The organism is Telluria sp. B2, from assembly GCF_051789535.1.
Lineage (GTDB): Bacteria > Pseudomonadota > Gammaproteobacteria > Burkholderiales > Burkholderiaceae_D > Telluria.
Window position 1 is genome coordinate 846,623 of record NZ_CP196525.1, and the last position, 16,034, is coordinate 862,656.

Annotated in this window: 15 protein-coding genes and 1 pseudogene; 11 read left to right on the plus strand and 5 right to left on the minus strand. The window is 66.3% G+C overall.

The annotated features are described in order from the left end of the window. Nucleotides 1-33 precede the first annotated feature (33 nt). The 5 genes and pseudogenes from ACSUZJ_RS03860 to paaX all read right to left on the minus strand — a co-directional run bounded on the left by ACSUZJ_RS03860 (nucleotide 34) and on the right by paaX (nucleotide 5,957). Nucleotides 34-1,764, minus strand: coding sequence for a response regulator (locus ACSUZJ_RS03860; RefSeq protein WP_499413463.1), 1,731 nt, complete (start codon nucleotides 1,762-1,764; stop codon nucleotides 34-36). Further along, a pseudogene (locus ACSUZJ_RS03865) lies at nucleotides 1,751-3,267 on the minus strand (ATPase domain-containing protein). Before ACSUZJ_RS03865 ends, ACSUZJ_RS03860 begins: the two are co-directional and overlap by 14 nt. Nucleotides 3,268-3,448: 181 nt before the next feature. Beyond that, nucleotides 3,449-3,682: a hypothetical protein gene (locus ACSUZJ_RS03870; RefSeq protein WP_499413465.1), complete on the minus strand. Its 234-nt coding sequence runs from the start codon at nucleotides 3,680-3,682 to the stop codon at nucleotides 3,449-3,451. A gap of 66 nt (nucleotides 3,683-3,748) precedes the next feature. Then, on the minus strand, nucleotides 3,749-4,882 hold the full coding sequence (locus tag ACSUZJ_RS03875) for a M14 family metallopeptidase (RefSeq protein ID WP_499413467.1): 1,134 nt from the start codon (nucleotides 4,880-4,882) through the stop codon (nucleotides 3,749-3,751). A 145-nt stretch (nucleotides 4,883-5,027) separates the two neighbouring features. After that, complete coding sequence (paaX, locus tag ACSUZJ_RS03880; protein ID WP_499413469.1) at nucleotides 5,028-5,957, minus strand: phenylacetic acid degradation operon negative regulatory protein PaaX; 930 nt, start codon at nucleotides 5,955-5,957, stop codon at nucleotides 5,028-5,030. Nucleotides 5,958-6,062: 105 nt separating this feature from the next. Between paaX and paaA the strand changes: the two genes are divergently transcribed. The 11 genes from paaA to ACSUZJ_RS03935 all read left to right on the plus strand — a co-directional run bounded on the left by paaA (nucleotide 6,063) and on the right by ACSUZJ_RS03935 (nucleotide 15,977). Next, entirely contained in the window at nucleotides 6,063-7,052 is a 990-nt protein-coding gene (gene paaA / locus ACSUZJ_RS03885; RefSeq protein ID WP_499413471.1) for a 1,2-phenylacetyl-CoA epoxidase subunit PaaA, read from the plus strand. A gap of 136 nt (nucleotides 7,053-7,188) precedes the next feature. Continuing rightward, nucleotides 7,189-7,473, plus strand: coding sequence for a 1,2-phenylacetyl-CoA epoxidase subunit PaaB (paaB, locus tag ACSUZJ_RS03890; RefSeq protein WP_020651929.1), 285 nt, complete (start codon nucleotides 7,189-7,191; stop codon nucleotides 7,471-7,473). Nucleotides 7,474-7,481: 8 nt separating this feature from the next. Further along, on the plus strand, nucleotides 7,482-8,234 hold the full coding sequence (gene paaC, locus ACSUZJ_RS03895) for a 1,2-phenylacetyl-CoA epoxidase subunit PaaC (protein WP_499413474.1): 753 nt from the start codon (nucleotides 7,482-7,484) through the stop codon (nucleotides 8,232-8,234). Then, the gene (paaD, locus tag ACSUZJ_RS03900; protein WP_499413476.1) at nucleotides 8,234-8,752 is read left to right on the plus strand and encodes a 1,2-phenylacetyl-CoA epoxidase subunit PaaD; all 519 of its coding nucleotides are present in this window, start codon (nucleotides 8,234-8,236) and stop codon (nucleotides 8,750-8,752) included. The genes paaC and paaD overlap by 1 nt, the downstream gene beginning before the upstream one ends. Nucleotides 8,753-8,776: 24 nt before the next feature. Continuing rightward, a complete protein-coding gene (paaE, locus tag ACSUZJ_RS03905; RefSeq protein ID WP_499413478.1) occupies nucleotides 8,777-9,853 on the plus strand; it encodes a 1,2-phenylacetyl-CoA epoxidase subunit PaaE in 1,077 nt (358 codons plus the stop codon). Between the two features lie 145 nt (nucleotides 9,854-9,998). Then, complete coding sequence (gene paaG / locus ACSUZJ_RS03910; RefSeq protein WP_499413480.1) at nucleotides 9,999-10,790, plus strand: 2-(1,2-epoxy-1,2-dihydrophenyl)acetyl-CoA isomerase PaaG; 792 nt, start codon at nucleotides 9,999-10,001, stop codon at nucleotides 10,788-10,790. 2 nt (nucleotides 10,791-10,792) lie between these two features. Next, nucleotides 10,793-12,355, plus strand: coding sequence for a 3-hydroxyacyl-CoA dehydrogenase PaaH (paaH, locus tag ACSUZJ_RS03915; RefSeq protein WP_499413482.1), 1,563 nt, complete (start codon nucleotides 10,793-10,795; stop codon nucleotides 12,353-12,355). Beyond that, nucleotides 12,348-12,809 carry a hydroxyphenylacetyl-CoA thioesterase PaaI gene (gene paaI, locus ACSUZJ_RS03920; protein ID WP_499413484.1) on the plus strand — a complete coding sequence of 154 codons (462 nt, stop codon included), beginning with the start codon at nucleotides 12,348-12,350 and terminating at the stop codon, nucleotides 12,807-12,809. Before paaH ends, paaI begins: the two co-directional genes overlap by 8 nt. 24 nt (nucleotides 12,810-12,833) lie before the next feature. Next, nucleotides 12,834-14,150 (plus strand): phenylacetate--CoA ligase PaaK, encoded by a 1,317-nt coding sequence (gene paaK / locus ACSUZJ_RS03925; protein WP_499413486.1) that lies wholly within the window; start codon nucleotides 12,834-12,836, stop codon nucleotides 14,148-14,150. Nucleotides 14,151-14,169: 19 nt separating this feature from the next. Continuing rightward, on the plus strand, nucleotides 14,170-15,375 hold the full coding sequence (pcaF, locus tag ACSUZJ_RS03930) for a 3-oxoadipyl-CoA thiolase (protein ID WP_499413488.1): 1,206 nt from the start codon (nucleotides 14,170-14,172) through the stop codon (nucleotides 15,373-15,375). Nucleotides 15,376-15,377: 2 nt separating this feature from the next. Then, nucleotides 15,378-15,977, plus strand: coding sequence for a phenylacetic acid degradation protein PaaY (locus ACSUZJ_RS03935; protein ID WP_499413490.1), 600 nt, complete (start codon nucleotides 15,378-15,380; stop codon nucleotides 15,975-15,977). Nucleotides 15,978-16,034: the final 57 nt, after the last annotated feature.

The window sequence follows — 16,034 nt, forward strand, 5'->3', positions numbered from 1 at the left end:
TGCATCGCGCCTGAAGCCGGGAACTGAAGCCGGCTAGCCCCTGGTCGCCCCGCCGGCCGCTTTCCCATTTTTTCCCAGCGCCCGCTCCACGCTCGCCGCCAGTTCGGCCAGCTGGAAGGGCTTGCGCAGCACCATGTCTTCCGCAATCACCTCTTCGATGGCGCGCATGTCGGCATAGCCGGTGGCGATCATCATCGGCACCTCCGGAAAGCTGCGCCGCGCCCGCTGCACCAGCTCGGCGCCAGTAATGCCCGGCATCAGGTAGTCGGTGATGATCAGGTCGGGGCGCGCCCGCTGCAGTTCGCGCAGGCCCGCCTCGCCGTCCGCCGCCTGCGCCACCGTGTGGCCGAGCGCCTCGAGCGATTCCACCATCGACTGGCGCACGAAATCATCGTCCTCGACCACCAGGATATGGCCGCTGCGGCGTGGCGGCGGCAACATCGTTGCGGGCGCCGCTGCCGCGTCGTCTTTCCCTCCGGCCGCGCGCAGCCAGATCTCGACCGTCGTGCTGACGCCGGCCTCGCTCAGGATGCGCGCCGCGCCGCCCGACTGCTGCGCCATGCCGTAGACCTGGCTCAGCCCCAGCCCCGTTCCCTTGCCCACGCCCTTGGTCGTGAAGAAGGGCTCGAAGACACGCGCCGCGATCTCGGGCGGCATGCCTTCGCCGCCGTCGGTCACGGCGATGCGCACATAGTCGCCTTCCGGCAGCAGGCCCGCGGGCGGCGTGGCCGGTCCCGCCGAAAAGCGCAGCTCGCCGCCACCCGGCATCGCGTCGCGCGCGTTGATCGCCAGGTTCAGGAGCGCCATCTCCATCTGATTGGTATCGGCCATCACGCTCGTACCGGGCGCTTCGACCTCGAAATGCAGGCGGATGCTTGAACCGAGCGAGGTGGCGACCAGCTCGCGCACGCCTTCGAACAGGGCGCCGACGTCGAGCCGGCGCAGGTCCAGGCTCTGGTTGCGCGAGAAGGCCAGCAGCTGGCTGGTGAGCTTGCCGCCGCGCTGGCAGGCGCGGCGCGTGATGTCGGCGCGCTGCTTCGCCGCCTCGTCCTTCGAGGTCAGCAGGATCAGGTCCATGCTGCCCTGGACCACGTTGAGCAGGTTGTTGAAGTCGTGGGCGATGCCGCCGGTGAGGCGGCCGATCGCTTCCATCTTCTGGAACTGGACCATCGCCTGCTGGACGCGCTCGCGCTCGATCACCTCGTTCATCAACCGGTCGTTGGCCTGGGCCAGGGCGCGCGTGCGCTCCTCGATGCGCACTTCCAGCGTTTCGTTCAGGTTGACCAGGGCCTGCTGGCTTTGCAGCAGGCTGGCGGCGGTGCGCTCGCGGTCGGCCAGCACGTCGCGCGCCTGGTACTGGCGGCGCCGCGCACGCAGGGCCGAAGCGACGGCGCTGCGCAGGGTCTGGGTATTGATCGGGCGCTCGAGCAGGATCACGTTGCCGAGTTCGTGGATGCGGGCGCGCGCGCCCTCCGGCGCCGGGCCGATGGCCTTGCCCAGCAGGACCACGAAGGGGAAGTCCGACCAGGGCGGCTGCTGCCCGAGCCAGGCGCGCAGGCGGGCGAGGTCGACGCCGGCCAGCGCTTCCTCGGCGATGATGGCCGCGCCGGCACCGGCCTCGATGCGTTCGACGAAGGCCTCGAAGCCGGCCGCGGTGTCGCAACCGAAACCGTCGGCAGCGAGGACCGAGCACATGACTTCGGCGTCGCGCCCGCGCGGCGCGAAAATCAGGACGCGTTCGTCGACAATGCTAGCGGACGGCATCGGAATCGGTCGCCATCATCGGCGTCTTGCCGCGATAGGTCGGCAGGCCGGTCAACACGCCCTCGAAACCCTCGAGCGGCTCGCCGATGCGGATGCCGTCGGCCCCGAGCTGCAGTTCGTGGATGGTGAGCGCGTGGGTCGCGGTGCGGCTCTTGATGACGGTGAGCGCGCGGCGCAGGCGCCCGTCCGATTCGAAGAAGCGCATCAGCACGGTGGTGTCGGACAGGTAGCTCAGGTCGACGTCGCTGCGCACTTCGCCGATCAGGCCATGCTGGCCCAGCACCAGCACCGTGGTCACGCCCTGCTGGTTCAGGTAGGACAGCAGCTCGTGCATCTGCAGCGTCAGGTACTGCTCGCCCGGCATCGCCTGCAGGTAGGCGTTCAGGCTGTCGATGACGATGAAGCGCACGCCGTGCAGCTCGACTGCGTCGCGCAGCATCTGGGCGAATTCACCGGGCGAGAGTTCGGCCGGGTCGATGTGGGAGATGCGCAGCTGGCCATTGTCGACGTAGGGGCGCAGGTTCATGCCGAGCGCCGCGCTGCGCGCGAAGAAGGTACCCAGGCCCTCGTCGAACAGGTAGAAGGATGCCTTTTCGCCGCGCTCGAGCGCCGCCAGCAGGCAGCGCACCGAGAGGGTGGTCTTGCCGATGCCCGATGGCCCCACCATCAGGGTATTCGTGCCGCGCACCAGGCCGCCGCCCAGCAGGCGGTCGAAGCCGACCGCGCCGCTGGAGCTGACGGCCGGCGCGAAGTCGCGAATGTGCTCGGCCGCCACCAGGCGCGGGTAGATGACGATGCCGCCGGTGTCCAGGTTGTAGTCGTGGAAGCCGCCGCGGAAGCGGATGCCGCGCATCTTGACGATGTTCACGCGGCGCCGCTCCTTGCCGAATTCCTTGGCGATCTGCTTCAGGCTGATGACGCCGTGGGCGATGCTGTGCAGGTGCTGGTCCGAGGCGCTGGATTTATCGTCGAGCAGCAGCACGGTGCAGGCGCGCGCCGCGAAGAACTGCTTGAGCGCGAGGATCTGGCGCCGGTAGCGCAAGGGATTCTGGGCCAGCAGGCGCATCTCGGACATGCTGTCGAACACCACGCGCACCGGCTTCAGGCCGTCGACCTCGTCCATCACCTTGCGCGTGGTCTCGCCCAGCTCGACCTCCGAGGGGTGGAACACCGACTGCTGGGAATCGAGGTCGAGCGCCTCGTCGCCGGCCAGCTCGTGGATCGCCAGCGCATCGAGCGACCAGCCATGGCTGGCAGCGACGGCGCGCAGTTCGTCCGCGGTCTCCGACAGGGTGATGTACAGGCCGCTCTCGCCGCGCGCCACGCCGTCGAGCAGGAATTGCAGGCCCAGCGTGGTCTTGCCCGTGCCCGGCGTGCCCTCGACCAGGTAGACCCGCTGCGGGGTCAGGCCGCCGCCAAGATGTCGTCGAGGCCGGGGATACCGGTGGACATGCGCGGGGATGCGCCAGGGAGTGCGCCGTGCGAGGGGGATGCGGTGTTCATGAACGGCCTATGGATGGGGCGGGATCAACTGCTGCGCCGCTGGCGGCATGGAGCCGTCGCATCCCGACCGGTTGTGATGGCCCCGCCGGCATCTGCCGGCATTGCCGATAATGCATTATAGAGTGCTTCGGCAAACGCAGGCTCCCGCGACGCGTTGCCTAACGGCCACAATATCTGCCGTTCAGGCGGCCTCGATACGGCTCAGGCGCTGGCCGTAGATACCCCAGGTAACGTCGACGCCGTCGACCTGGCCGCGCAGCGCCCAGCCGGTGCCGATTTTCTCGACCGTGATCTCGGTCTCGAGTTCCTTGGCGACCTTCTCGGCCCAGCCCCGGGCAGCGCCCTGGCCCTTGAAGAGCTCCTGGCCGTTATAGATGACGGTGGCGTCGAAGACGGGTGCGGCGAAAACGGACATGATGTGCTGGTCTTAAAAAGGGAAAAGAAAATGCCCCGGCAGGCGGGGCATCGTCGGATGAACTGCTTACTTGATCGCGCGGACCGACTGCAGCACCGGCTGCAGCACCGCGGCGCCGAGGCGGGCGCTGCGCGCGCCGTCCCAGCCGACCTGCGGGTCCGGATCGTTGGCGTTGTCCTTGAACGGCAGTTCCAGGGTCAGCGACAGGCAGCCGAAGGCGTGGGTGATGTGGGGCGAACCCATGGTCAGCGTCTCTTCGGTGTAGGGCGATTCGCCGTAGCCGTGCACGTCCTGGAAGTCCGGGCTGGCGATCTTGAAGTCGGCGATGAAGCGCTTCTGCGCCGCGGCCTGTTCAAGCGTGAAGTTCGGCAGGGATTCGCTGCCGGCCACGAAGACATACGGCAGGCCTTCGTCGCCGTGCACGTCCAGGCACAGGTCGACGCCGGTTTCATGCATCTTCTGCTTGACCAGGAATACTTCCGGGCTGCGTTCCATGGTCGGGTTCAGCCACTCGCGGTTCAGGTTGGCGCCGGCCGCGTTGGTGCGCAGGTTGCCGCGGACGGAGCCGTCCGGATTCATGTTCGGGACCACGTAGAACACGGTCTCGTTCAGCAGCTGGCGCCCGAACGGGTGGGCCGGGTCGAGCAGGGCGTCGAGCATGCCTTCGACGAACCACTCGGCCATGGTTTCGCCCGGGTGCTGGCGCGCGATGACCCAGACCTTCTTCTTTTCCGGCGACGGTTCGCCGATGACCAGCATGTTCAGGTCGCGGCCGTCGACGGTCGAACCCAGGTCGACCATGCGCACGTGCTCGCTCATCTGGGCGCGGTCGAGCAGCTCCAGGTGGCGCTCCCAGGAGTAGGGCTCGAAGTAGGCGTAGTAGACGCTGTCCATGCCCGGGGTGTGCTCGATCGTCATGACCTGGCCGTCATAGGAAGTCGGCACGCGGAACCAGTTGACGCGGTCGTAGCTCGCCATTGCCTGGTAGCCTTCCCAGCCGGCCGGATAGGCGGCCTGGCCGGCGTTCAGGAAGCGGATGGTGCAGGCCTGGCCTTGCGCGCCCTGGAGGCGGAAGTAGAACCACTGGATGATGTCGGCGTGCGAATCCTTGCGGATGTTCAGGTCGATGGCGTTCGCGCTCGTGGCGTTCACGACCTCGATGGCGCCAGCGTCGAACTGGCTGCTGATCTTGATAGACATGGTGTGTCCCGGGTGAATGGCGTAAAGCCGAGATGATACCCGGTTTCGTGCGGCATGAATCGGGTGGAATCAGGTTTCAGGGCGCGGATGACGCGACTGATGATACAGCGTGGACACCTGTGTCCACGCTGTATGGAACGCCTGATCAGCCGCGCAACCCGCCAAAGCGCTGATAGAACGCCTCGTCCGCCGCCGGCGCCGCCTCATCCTCGCGCCGCAGCACCGCATCGATATGCAGCTCGGCCTGCGCATACACCAGCAGGTACACCGCACGCGCCACCTCGTAGGCATCCGACCCCGGCCAGGGATCGAGCAGCAGCTCGACCGGCAGCAGCGGGTCGTGCAGCTGCAAGCGCCGGTAGGCGTGGATCAGCAGCGAGCGGATCGCAAACGCCGCCCGCGGCGCCACCTCGCCTTCGTCGCGCAGCAGGGCGAGGAGCGGGGTGAAGCGGGCAATGAAGTCGCGGTAGCTTTGCGCCACGGCGGTCAGGTCCCAGCCTTCGTCCACCAGTTCGCGCAGCGGCCGCGAACCGGCGTCCGGCAATTCGGCCGCCGTCAACACGAACACCTTGCCGCCGGCCCCGGTGCGCGCCAGGGCGTTGGCCAGGCCGTCGACGTCGGCCGCCGGATGCGCCAGCAGGCCCGGCCCCAGCATGGCAAAACCTTCCCACTGCAACTCTTTCCTCACCGCCGTGCGCAGTTCACCGTCGATGCTGCCGTTCGGCGCCAGGACCAGGGTCCAGCGGCCGTCCCAGTGCAGTCCGGGCGGGGCGTAGATGCGGCGGTCGGCGCGCTGGAAGCGCGGCAGCGACTTCGGATCGAAGGCGTAGCGGCTGCGCCGGCCCTCGCGACTGGCCGTGAGCCAGCCTTCCTGCACCAGGCGGAACACGCTGGTGCGCAGCAGGCGGTCGGTCACGCCGAGCGGGCCGAGCAGCTCGATCAGGCTGCCCAGCCAGGCCGCGCCGCCGTGCGGCGCGATGGCGTCCCCCATCACGGTCATGACCAGGGATTTCGAGCGTGGCGGATCGATGGCGAGGCAGTGGGCAATCCACTCGTGGCTGGTCATTTGCTTCATGGAATCCTGTCGCTGTTGCTTCTCAATATGATTCAAAATTTCGGTGTACATCTCGTTTTTTGTATCGTATTATCCTTTCACGATGTTTGCAATGGGAGACAGACCATGTACGCGCAGATGGTGGAAACGGGCCTGAAAAAGGTCCAGACGCAAGATGACATGAGTGCCGAGGAACAGGCATTCCAGGCCCGTATCGACGAGGGCATCAAGATCGAGCCGAAGGACTGGATGCCCGAGGCTTACCGCAAGACCCTGATCCGCCAGATTTCCCAGCACGCGCACTCCGAGATCGTCGGCCAACTGCCGGAAGGCAACTGGGTCACCCGCGCGCCTACGCTGAAGCGCAAGTCCGTTCTGCTGGCCAAGATCCAGGATGAAGCCGGGCACGGCCTCTACCTGTACAGCGCCGCAGAAACCCTGGGCGTCTCGCGCGACGAACTGCTCGCCGCCCTGCACTCGGGCAAGGCGAAGTACTCGAGCATCTTCAATTACCCGACCCTGAGCTGGGCCGACATGGGCGCGATCGGCTGGCTGGTCGACGGCTCGGCCATCATCAACCAGATCCCGCTCTGCCGCTGCTCCTACGGTCCCTATGCACGCGCCATGATCCGCGTCTGCAAGGAAGAGTCCTTCCACGCGCGCCAGGGCTACGACATCATGATGAGCCTGGCCAAGGGCACGCCCGAGCAGAAGGCGATGGCGCAGGATGCCCTGAACCGCTGGTGGTGGCCGTCCTTGATGATGTTCGGCCCGTCGGACGCCGAATCGGTGAACAGCGCGCAGTCGAGCAAGTGGCGCATCAAGCTGTTCTCGAACGACGAACTGCGCCAGCGCATGGTCGACCAGACCGTGCCGCAGGCCGAATACCTGGGCCTGACGATCCCCGACCCCGACCTGAAATGGAACGAGGAGACCGGCCACTACGACTTCGGCGAGATCGACTGGAGCGAGTTCCACAACGTCCTCAAGGGCAACGGCCCCTGCAACCGCGAGCGCCTGCGCACCCGCGTGAAGGCGTATGAAGACGGCGAATGGTTCCGCGACGCCCTGGTCGCCCACGCCGAAAAAAAAGCCGCCAAAAAAGCCGCAGCATAAATAGCTGCGGCGGCTAACCGTAGGGTGGGCACTCCGTGCCCACGCGTTACGCACGGCTCCTTGCACCGCCGGCGTTAAAACGTCGCCCGCAAAACGGGCAGCACCAGAACAAACACCAGCATCACTGGAGACAACCATGAGCAAAGAATGGCCCCTGTGGGAAGTTTTCATCCGCAGCCAGCACGGCCTCGCCCACAAGCACGTCGGCAGCCTGCACGCCCCTGACGCCGAGATGGCGATCAACAACGCACGCGACGTCTACACCCGCCGCAACGAAGGCGTGTCGATCTGGGTCGTGCGCGCCGCCGACATCGTCGCTTCCAGCCCGTCCGACAAGGAAGCGCTGTTCGAGCCGGCCAACAGCAAGGTCTACCGCCACCCGACCTTCTTCCCGATGCCGGAAGAAGTGAAAAACCTGTGAGCGCGGCCATGGATGCAAAGATCGAGTATCTGCTGCGCCAGGGCGACAACGCCCTGATCCTCTCGCAGCAGCTCTCCCAGCTCTGCGGCAAGGGCCCGGCCCTGGAAGAAGACATGGCCCTGACCAACGTCGCGCTCGACTTATTAGGTCAAACGCGCATGTGGCTGACCTACGCTGGCGAGCTCGAAGGCAAGGGGCGCGACGAAGACCGCCTCGCCTTCCACCGCGACGCCCACGAATACCGCAACGTCCTGCTGGTCGAGCAGCCGAACGGCAGCTATGCCGACACGATGATGCGCCAGTTCTTCTTCGATACCTGGCACTACTTCCTGATGCAGGGCCTGCTGAAGTCCAGCGACCGCCGCATCGCCGAAATCGCCGAGAAATCGGTGAAGGAAGTGACTTATCACCTGCGCCGCAGCGGAGATCTGGTGGTGCGCCTGGGCGACGGCACCGACATCAGCCACGCGAAGATGCAGACGGCGGCCGACGAACTCTGGATGTACACCGGCGAGGTGTTCATCTACGACGAGATCGACAACGCCATGGTCGAGCAGGGCATCGCCCCGCCGGTCGAGGGCCTGCGCGCCGCTTTCCTCGAGCACGTCGGCGAGATCTTCGCCGAGGCCACGCTTACCATGCCTGCCCCCGACGCCTGGATGCAGCGCGGCGGCAAGCAGGGCCGCCACAGTGAACACCTCGGCTACATCCTGGCCGAGATGCAGTTCCTGCAACGGGCCTACCCGGGAGCGGAGTGGTGATGATTGCCCAGGGCGTCAGCATCGAGCAGGTCTGGACCTGGCTCGGCGAGGTGCCCGACCCCGAGATCCCGGTGATCTCGGTGGTGGACCTGGGCATCGTACGCGACGTCGCGTTTGACGGCGACGAGTGCGTGGTAACGATCACACCGACCTACTCGGGTTGCCCGGCGATGCAGGTCATTTCGGACGCGGTGAGCGAAGCCCTGCATGCGCGCGGCATCGACAAGCTGCGCATCGTGACCCAGCTGTCGCCCGCCTGGACCACCGACTGGATGAGCGAATCCGGCAAGGCCGCCCTGAAGGGCTACGGCATCGCGCCACCGGTACAACAGGCAATCGACATCAGCGGCCTGCGCGGCGGTGTCAAACGGTCTGCTTTCGTCGAGCCCGAAGTCGCCTGCCCGCATTGCGGCTCGAAGCATACCCAGCTGACCAGCCAGTTCGGCTCGACCCCGTGCAAGGCCTTGTACAAATGCCTGGATTGCCGCGAGCCTTTCGATTACTTCAAGTGCCATTAAAGCAAGCGCATTAAAGCTTAAACTATGAGCAAATTCTATCCACTGACTGTCGCCAAGGTGAAGCACGAGACGCGCGACGCGGTCGCCGTCACCTTCGCCGTGCCGCCGGAACTGAAACAGACCTTCGCCTACCAGCAGGGCCAGCACCTGACCCTGCGCGCCATGATCGACGGCGAGGACGTGCGCCGCTCCTATTCGATCTGCTCGGCGGTGCAGGACGAGCAGCTGCGCGTGGCGATCAAGCGCACCCCGGGCGGCCTGTTCTCGAGCTGGGCCAACGAACACCTGCAGCCGGGCGCCACCCTGGAGGTGATGCCGCCGATGGGCCACTTCAACGTGCCGCTCGACCCGGATAGCGAACGCCATTACCTCGCCTTTGCCGCCGGCAGCGGCATCACGCCCATCCTGTCGATCATCAAAACGACGCTGCAGGCCGAGCCAAAGAGCCGCTTCACCCTGGTCTACGGCAACCGCGCCTCGTCTTCCGTCATCTTCCGCGACGAGCTGACCGACCTGAAGGACATGTACATGGGCCGCCTCAAGCTCGTCTACGTGATGAGCCGCGAGCAGCAGGACATCGAGCTGTTCAACGGCCGCATCACCGGCGAGAAGTGCAGCGCCTTCCTCAAGCACTGGATCGACATCAAGGACATCGACGTCGCCTTCATCTGCGGTCCGGAAGACATGATGCACGGCGTCTCCAGGTCGCTGCAGGAAGCGGGCATGGCGAAGGAGAAGATCCGCATCGAGCTCTTTGCCGCCAGCATTCCCAAGCACGAGCACAAACCGAGGAAAATCGAGGTGGGCGCCGCGCACCAGACCGAGGTCACCGTGATCATGGACGGCAGCGCCGCCAGCTTCACGATGGACAAGGACAAGGAATCGATCCTCGACGCCGGCCTGCGCGCGGGCATCGACATGCGCTACTCCTGCAAGGGGGGCGTCTGCTCGACCTGCCGCTGCAAGGTCGTCGAGGGCAATGTCGAGATGGACGTGAACTACGCGCTGGAAGACTACGAGGTGGCGCGCGGCTTCGTCTTGTCCTGCCAGGCTTTCCCGATCACGGACAAGGTCATCGTCGACTTTGACCAGCACGAGTAACCGGTGGCTCGATAAACCTACTGCGCGTCGGATTTTTGACCTGCGATGCTCGCTGTACTACGCGTACAGCTGCGCTTCTCGGCCAAAACTCCTTCCGCTCGCTACGGTTTCTCGAGTCACCTAACAAAAACTGGAGGAGACATCCATGAGCTACGAATCGATCATTTTTACGATCGAAGACGGCGTCGCCGTCCTGACCCTGAACCGCCCCGACCGCCTGAACAGTTTTACCCAGGTCATGCACCTCGAAGTGCGCGACGCGCTCGATAAACTCCAGGCCGACAAATCGGTGCGCGTGCTGGTGCTGACCGGCGCCGGCCGCGGTTTCTGCGCCGGCCAGGACCTGGCCGACCGCGCCGTGGCGCCGGGCGCGCCTGGCGTGGACCTGGGCGAATCGGTCGAAAAATTCTACGCACCGCTGGTGATGACGCTGCGTAGCCTGCCGATACCGGTCATCTGCGCCGTGAACGGCGTGGCCGCCGGCGCCGGCGCCAACCTGGCCCTGGCCTGCGACATCGTGCTGGCCGCCAAGTCCGCCAGCTTCATCGAAGCCTTCTGCAAGCTGGGCCTGATCCCGGACACCGGCGGCACCTGGCACCTGCCGCGCCTGATCGGCCACGCCCGCGCGACGGGCCTGGCCATGCTGGGCGAGAAGCTCACGGCCGAGAAGGCCGAGGAGTGGGGCCTGATCTGGCGCTGCGTGCCGGACGAGGCGTTGATGGACGAAGCCCTGGCCATGGCCGAGCACTTCGCCAGCGCACCCACCAAGGGCCTGGCCTTCACCAAGAAAGCGCTGCAGGCCAGCTATACCAACACCTTGCCTGAACAGCTGAAGCTCGAAGGCGAGATGATGCGCGAGCTGGGCTACAGCCACGACTACCGCGAAGGCGTCGCCGCCTTCATCGCCAAGCGCCCGGCCCAGTTCAAGGGGGAGTGAGCATGGAAGCACTCGCCAAGGGCAGCGTCGTGGCCGTGATCGGCAGCGGCGCGATGGGCTCCGGCATTGCCCAGATCGCCGCCGCCAGCGGCCATGAGGTGCGCCTGTTCGACACGCGGCCTGAAGCTGCCGCGAAAGCCATCGATGAGATCGGCAAGGTCTACGCCAAGCTGGTCGAGAAGGGCCGCATGGGCGCCACCGAGGCCGACCTGGCGCGCGAGCGCCTGCAGAAGGTCGATTCGCTGGCCCAGGTCGCCGATGCCGCCCTCGTTGTCGAAGCCATCGTCGAGAACCTGGATGCCAAGCGCCAGCTCTTCACCGAGCTGGAAGGCATCGTCGGCGAACGCTGCATCCTGGCGACGAATACCTCGTCGATCTCGGTCACGGCGATCGCCAAGCCGCTGCGCCGTCCCGAGCGCCTGGTCGGCATGCATTTCTTCAATCCGGTGCCGCTGATGGCCCTGGTCGAGGTGATCAGCGGCCTGGCCACCAGCAGGGAAGTGGCCGACATCGTCCATGCCACCGCCGAGGCCTGGGGCAAGGACCCGGTGCATGCGAAATCGACGCCCGGCTTCATCGTCAACCGCGTCGCGCGTCCCTACTATGCCGAGGCGCTGCGCCTGCTGCTGGAACGCGCCGCCGATCCGGCAACCCTGGATGCCATCCTGCGCGACTGCGGGGGCTTTCGCATGGGTCCCTTCGAACTGATGGACCTGATCGGCCACGACGTCAACTTCTCGGTCACGCAATCGGTGCACGCCGCCTACTATGGCGACCAGCGCTACACGCCCTCGATCCTGCAGCAGGAGCTGGTGAATGCCGGCTTCCTCGGCCGCAAGACGGGGCGCGGCTTCTACCGCTACGGGGACGATGCCGCGAAACCGGCGCCCCGGGTCGAGCCGCAACAGGAGCGCCCGAGCACGGTCGGCATCAGCGTGCGCCGCGAAATCACCAACAGCATCCTGAGCCCGATGGAAGCGCGCCTGAGCGCCGCCGGCTTCACGGTCACGCATCACGAACCGCTGGCCGGCGCCGAGAAGCACGAAGCCCCGGCCTTCCACTGCAACGGCGCGGCGATCTTTCTCACCGACGGCCGCAGCGCCACCGAGCGCGCCGCCGCCAACAACCACCCGAACACGGTGGTCTACGATTTGCTGCTGGATCACGCCAAGGCGACCCGCATCGCGCTGGCGCGCGCCGACCAGTGCAGCGATGAAGCCTACTACTCGGTGGTCGGCATGTTCCAGGCCGCCGGCTTCGACGTTTCGCGCATCGACGACGTGCCCGGCATGGCCGTGATGCGTACCGTCGCCATGCTGGCGAACGAGGCGGCGGACGCAGTCAACCAGGGTGTGTGCAGCGCCATCGCGGTCGACATCGCGATGCAGAAGGGCGTGAACTACCCGCGCGGGCCGCTGGCCTGGGCTGATGCTGTCGGCATCGGGCATGTCGTGACGGTGCTGGCGAACCTCGCCGCTACCTATGGCGAAGACCGCTACCGCGTTTCGCCGCTCTTGCGCCGCAAGCTGGCCGCCAACCCGACCGGAGCCCGATTCCATGCATAGAGAACACCAAGGCAATCAACTGCACGACCCGCAGGCACTGGCCGAACTGGCCGGCAAGACGATGTACGAACGCGATCCGGCCAGCCAGGCGCTGGGCATGACGCTCGATGCGATCCGGCCCGGCTATGCGCGCATGAGCATGCGCGTGCGCGCCGACATGCTCAACGGGCATGCGACCTGCCACGGCGGCTTCATCTTCATGCTGGCCGACAGCGCCTTTGCCTTCGCCTGCAACTCGCACAATTTCAACACGGTCGGCGCCGGCTGCACCATCGACTACCTGTCCCCGGGCCGCGAAGGCGACCTGTTGACGGCCGAGGCGGTGGAGCAGGCGCTGCTTGGTAAGACCGGCGTCTATGACGTCACCGTGACCAATGCCGAAGGAAAGACGATTGCGCTCTTCCGCGGCAAGTCGCACCGCGTGAGCGGAATGGTGGCCGAGATCACCGATTGACAAAAAGCTGAGAAGGAGACACAGATGGTCCAACGCATTCCCTCGCCAGGCGAGCTGGAACCGATCGAACGCGCCAGCCGCGACGAACTGCAGGCCCTGCAGCTCGAGCGCCTGAAATGGTCCCTGAAGCACGCCTACGAGAACGTGCCGCACTACCGCCAGGCCTTCGACGAAGCCGGCGTACATCCCGAGGACCTGAAAACCCTCGCCGACCTGGCGAAGTTTCCGTTCACCGAGAAGAAAACCCTGCGCGACAACTACCCCTTCGGCCTGTTCGCCGTGCCGCGCGAGCAGGTGGTGCGCGTGCACGCCTCGTCGGGCACCACGGGCCGTCCGACCGTCGTGGGTTATACCCAGCGTGACATCGACACCTGGGCCGGCGTGGTGGCGCGCTCGATCCGCGCGGCGGGCGGCCGTCCGGGCGACATGGTGCACGTGGCCTACGGCTATGGCCTGTTCACGGGCGGCCTGGGCGCGCACTACGGCGCCGAGCGCCTGGGCTGCACGGTGGTGCCGATGTCGGGCGGGCAGACCGAGAAGCAGGTGCAGCTGATCTGCGACTTCAAGCCCTCGATCATCATGGTCACGCCGTCCTACATGCTCAACATCGTCGAAGAGTTCAAGCGCCAGGGACTGGACCCGGCGCAGTCTTCGCTGAAGGTCGGCATCTTCGGCGCCGAGCCCTGGACCAACGAGATGCGCCGCACGATCGAAACCGAGGCCGGCATCGATGCGGTCGACATCTACGGCCTGTCCGAAGTGATGGGCCCGGGCGTGGCCAGCGAATGCATCGAGAGCAAGGACGGTCCGGTGATCTGGGAAGACCATTTCTACCCCGAGATCATCGACCCCGACACCGGCGAAGTCCTGCCCGACGGAGAGGAGGGCGAACTGGTGTTCACTTCGCTGTCCAAGGAAGCCCTGCCCATCATCCGCTACCGCACGCGCGACCTGACCCGTTTGCTGCCGCCGACTTCGCGCTCCATGCGCCGCATGGGTCGCATCACCGGCCGCTCGGACGACATGCTGATCATCCGCGGCGTGAACGTGTTCCCGAGCCAGATCGAGGAGCTCGTGCTGAAGATGCCGGCGCTGGCGCCGCAGTACCAGCTGGTCGTCGCCAAGGACGGCCACCTCGACACGCTCGAAGTGTTCGGCGAACTGCGCGAAGCCGGCCTGCCGCCGGACACCGTCGATGCGCTGTGCCGTGAACTGCAGCACTGCATCAAGACCTATGTGGGCGTGACCACGAAAGTGACCCTGATGCCGCCGATGGGCATCGAACGCACCATGACCGGCAAGGCCCGGCGCGTGGTCGACAAGCGCCCGAAGAACACCTGAAGAACACGAGGAGAGAATCATGCTTGACGCATTCATCTGCGACGCCATCCGCACCCCCTTCGGCCGCTACGGCGGCTCGCTCGCCTCGGTGCGCGCCGACGACCTGGCGGCATTGCCGATCGCCGCCCTCATCGACCGCAACAAGGGCGTGGACTGGACCATGGTCGACGACCTGTACTGGGGCTGCGCCAACCAGGCCGGCGAAGACAACCGCAACGTCGGCCACATGGCGGGCCTGCTGGCAGGGCTGCCGCCCGAGGTGCCGGGCAACACCATCAACCGCCTGTGCGGCTCCAGCCTGGACGCCATTGGCATCGGCGCGCGCGCCATCCTGTCGGGCCAGGCCAACCTGGTCATCGCCGGCGGCTCCGAGAGCATGACCCGTGCGCCCTTCGTGATGGGCAAGGCGGAGAGTGCTTTCTCGCGCGCGGCCAAGATCGAGGACACCACCATCGGCTGGCGCTTCGTCAACCCGCTGATGAAGGCGAAGTACGGCATCGACTCGATGCCGGAAACGGCCGAGAACGTGGCCAGGGATTTCAACATCAACCGTCTTGATCAGGACGCGTTCGCGATCCGCAGCCAGCAGCGCTGGGCGCGCGCCAACGCGGCCGGCCTGTTCAAGGACGAGATCGTGCCGGTGACGATCCACAGCAAGAAGGGCGACTCGCGCGTGTTCGACACCGACGAGCACCCGCGCCCGGACACCAGCATCGAAGCGCTGGCGAAACTCAAGGGCGTGGTGTCGCCGGACGGCACCGTCACCGCTGGTAACGCCTCGGGCGTGAACGACGGCGCCTGCGCCGTGCTGATCGCATCCGGCGCCGCCGCCGAGCGCTTCGGCCTGACCCCGCGCGCCCGCATCATCGGCATGGCCACCGCCGGCCTGCCGCCGCGCATTATGGGCTTCGGTCCGTCGCCGGCGACGAAGAAGGTGCTGGCGCAGACGGGACTCACCATCGGCCAGATGGACGTGGTCGAGCTGAACGAGGCCTTTGCCTCGCAGAGCCTGGCCGTGCTGCGCGACCTGGGCCTGCCCGACGACGGCGAGCACATCAACGCGAACGGCGGCGCGATCGCCCTCGGCCACCCGCTGGGCGCATCCGGCGCGCGCCTGGTGACGCATGCCGTCTACCAGCTGCAGCGCACGGGCGGGCGCTACGCGCTGTGCACGATGTGCATCGGCGTCGGCCAGGGCATCGCCCTGATCATCGAAAGGGTCTGAGCATGGTCAAGGTCTACGAGATCGACGGCGTGCGCCCGGTCGTGCACCCCACGGCCTACGTGCACCCGACCGCGGTGCTGATCGGCGATGTCATCGTCGGCCCGCGCTGCTACATCGGCCCGCTGGCATCCTTGCGCGGCGACTTCGGCCGCCTGGTCCTGGAAGAGGGCGCCAACGTGCAGGACACCTGCGTGATGCACGGTTTCGAGGACGGCGAGACCGTCATCGAGGTCGACGGCCACATCGGCCACGGCGCCGTGCTGCACGGCTGCCGCGTCGGGCGCAACGCCATGGTCGGCATGAACGCGGTGGTGATGGATGGCGCCGTGGTCGGCGAGGAAGCCATCGTCGCCGCGATGAGCTTCGTGAAGGCGAAGATGATCATCCCGCCGCGCAGCATGGTGATGGGCACGCCGGCGCGCGTGATGCGCGAGCTGAAGCCCGAGGAAATCGCCTGGAAGAGCTTCGGCACCCGCCAGTACCACCAGCTGACCGAGCGCTCGATGAAGACCATGCGCGAAGTCGAAGCTTTTACGGAGATCGAACCGAACCGCCCGGTCTTCGATTTTTCCAACAACGGCGGCCACGTACCAAAAGAATAACGAAGCCACCGCAGTGGCAACCGTAGGGTGGGCGCCCGTGCCCACGCGTGACCTCTG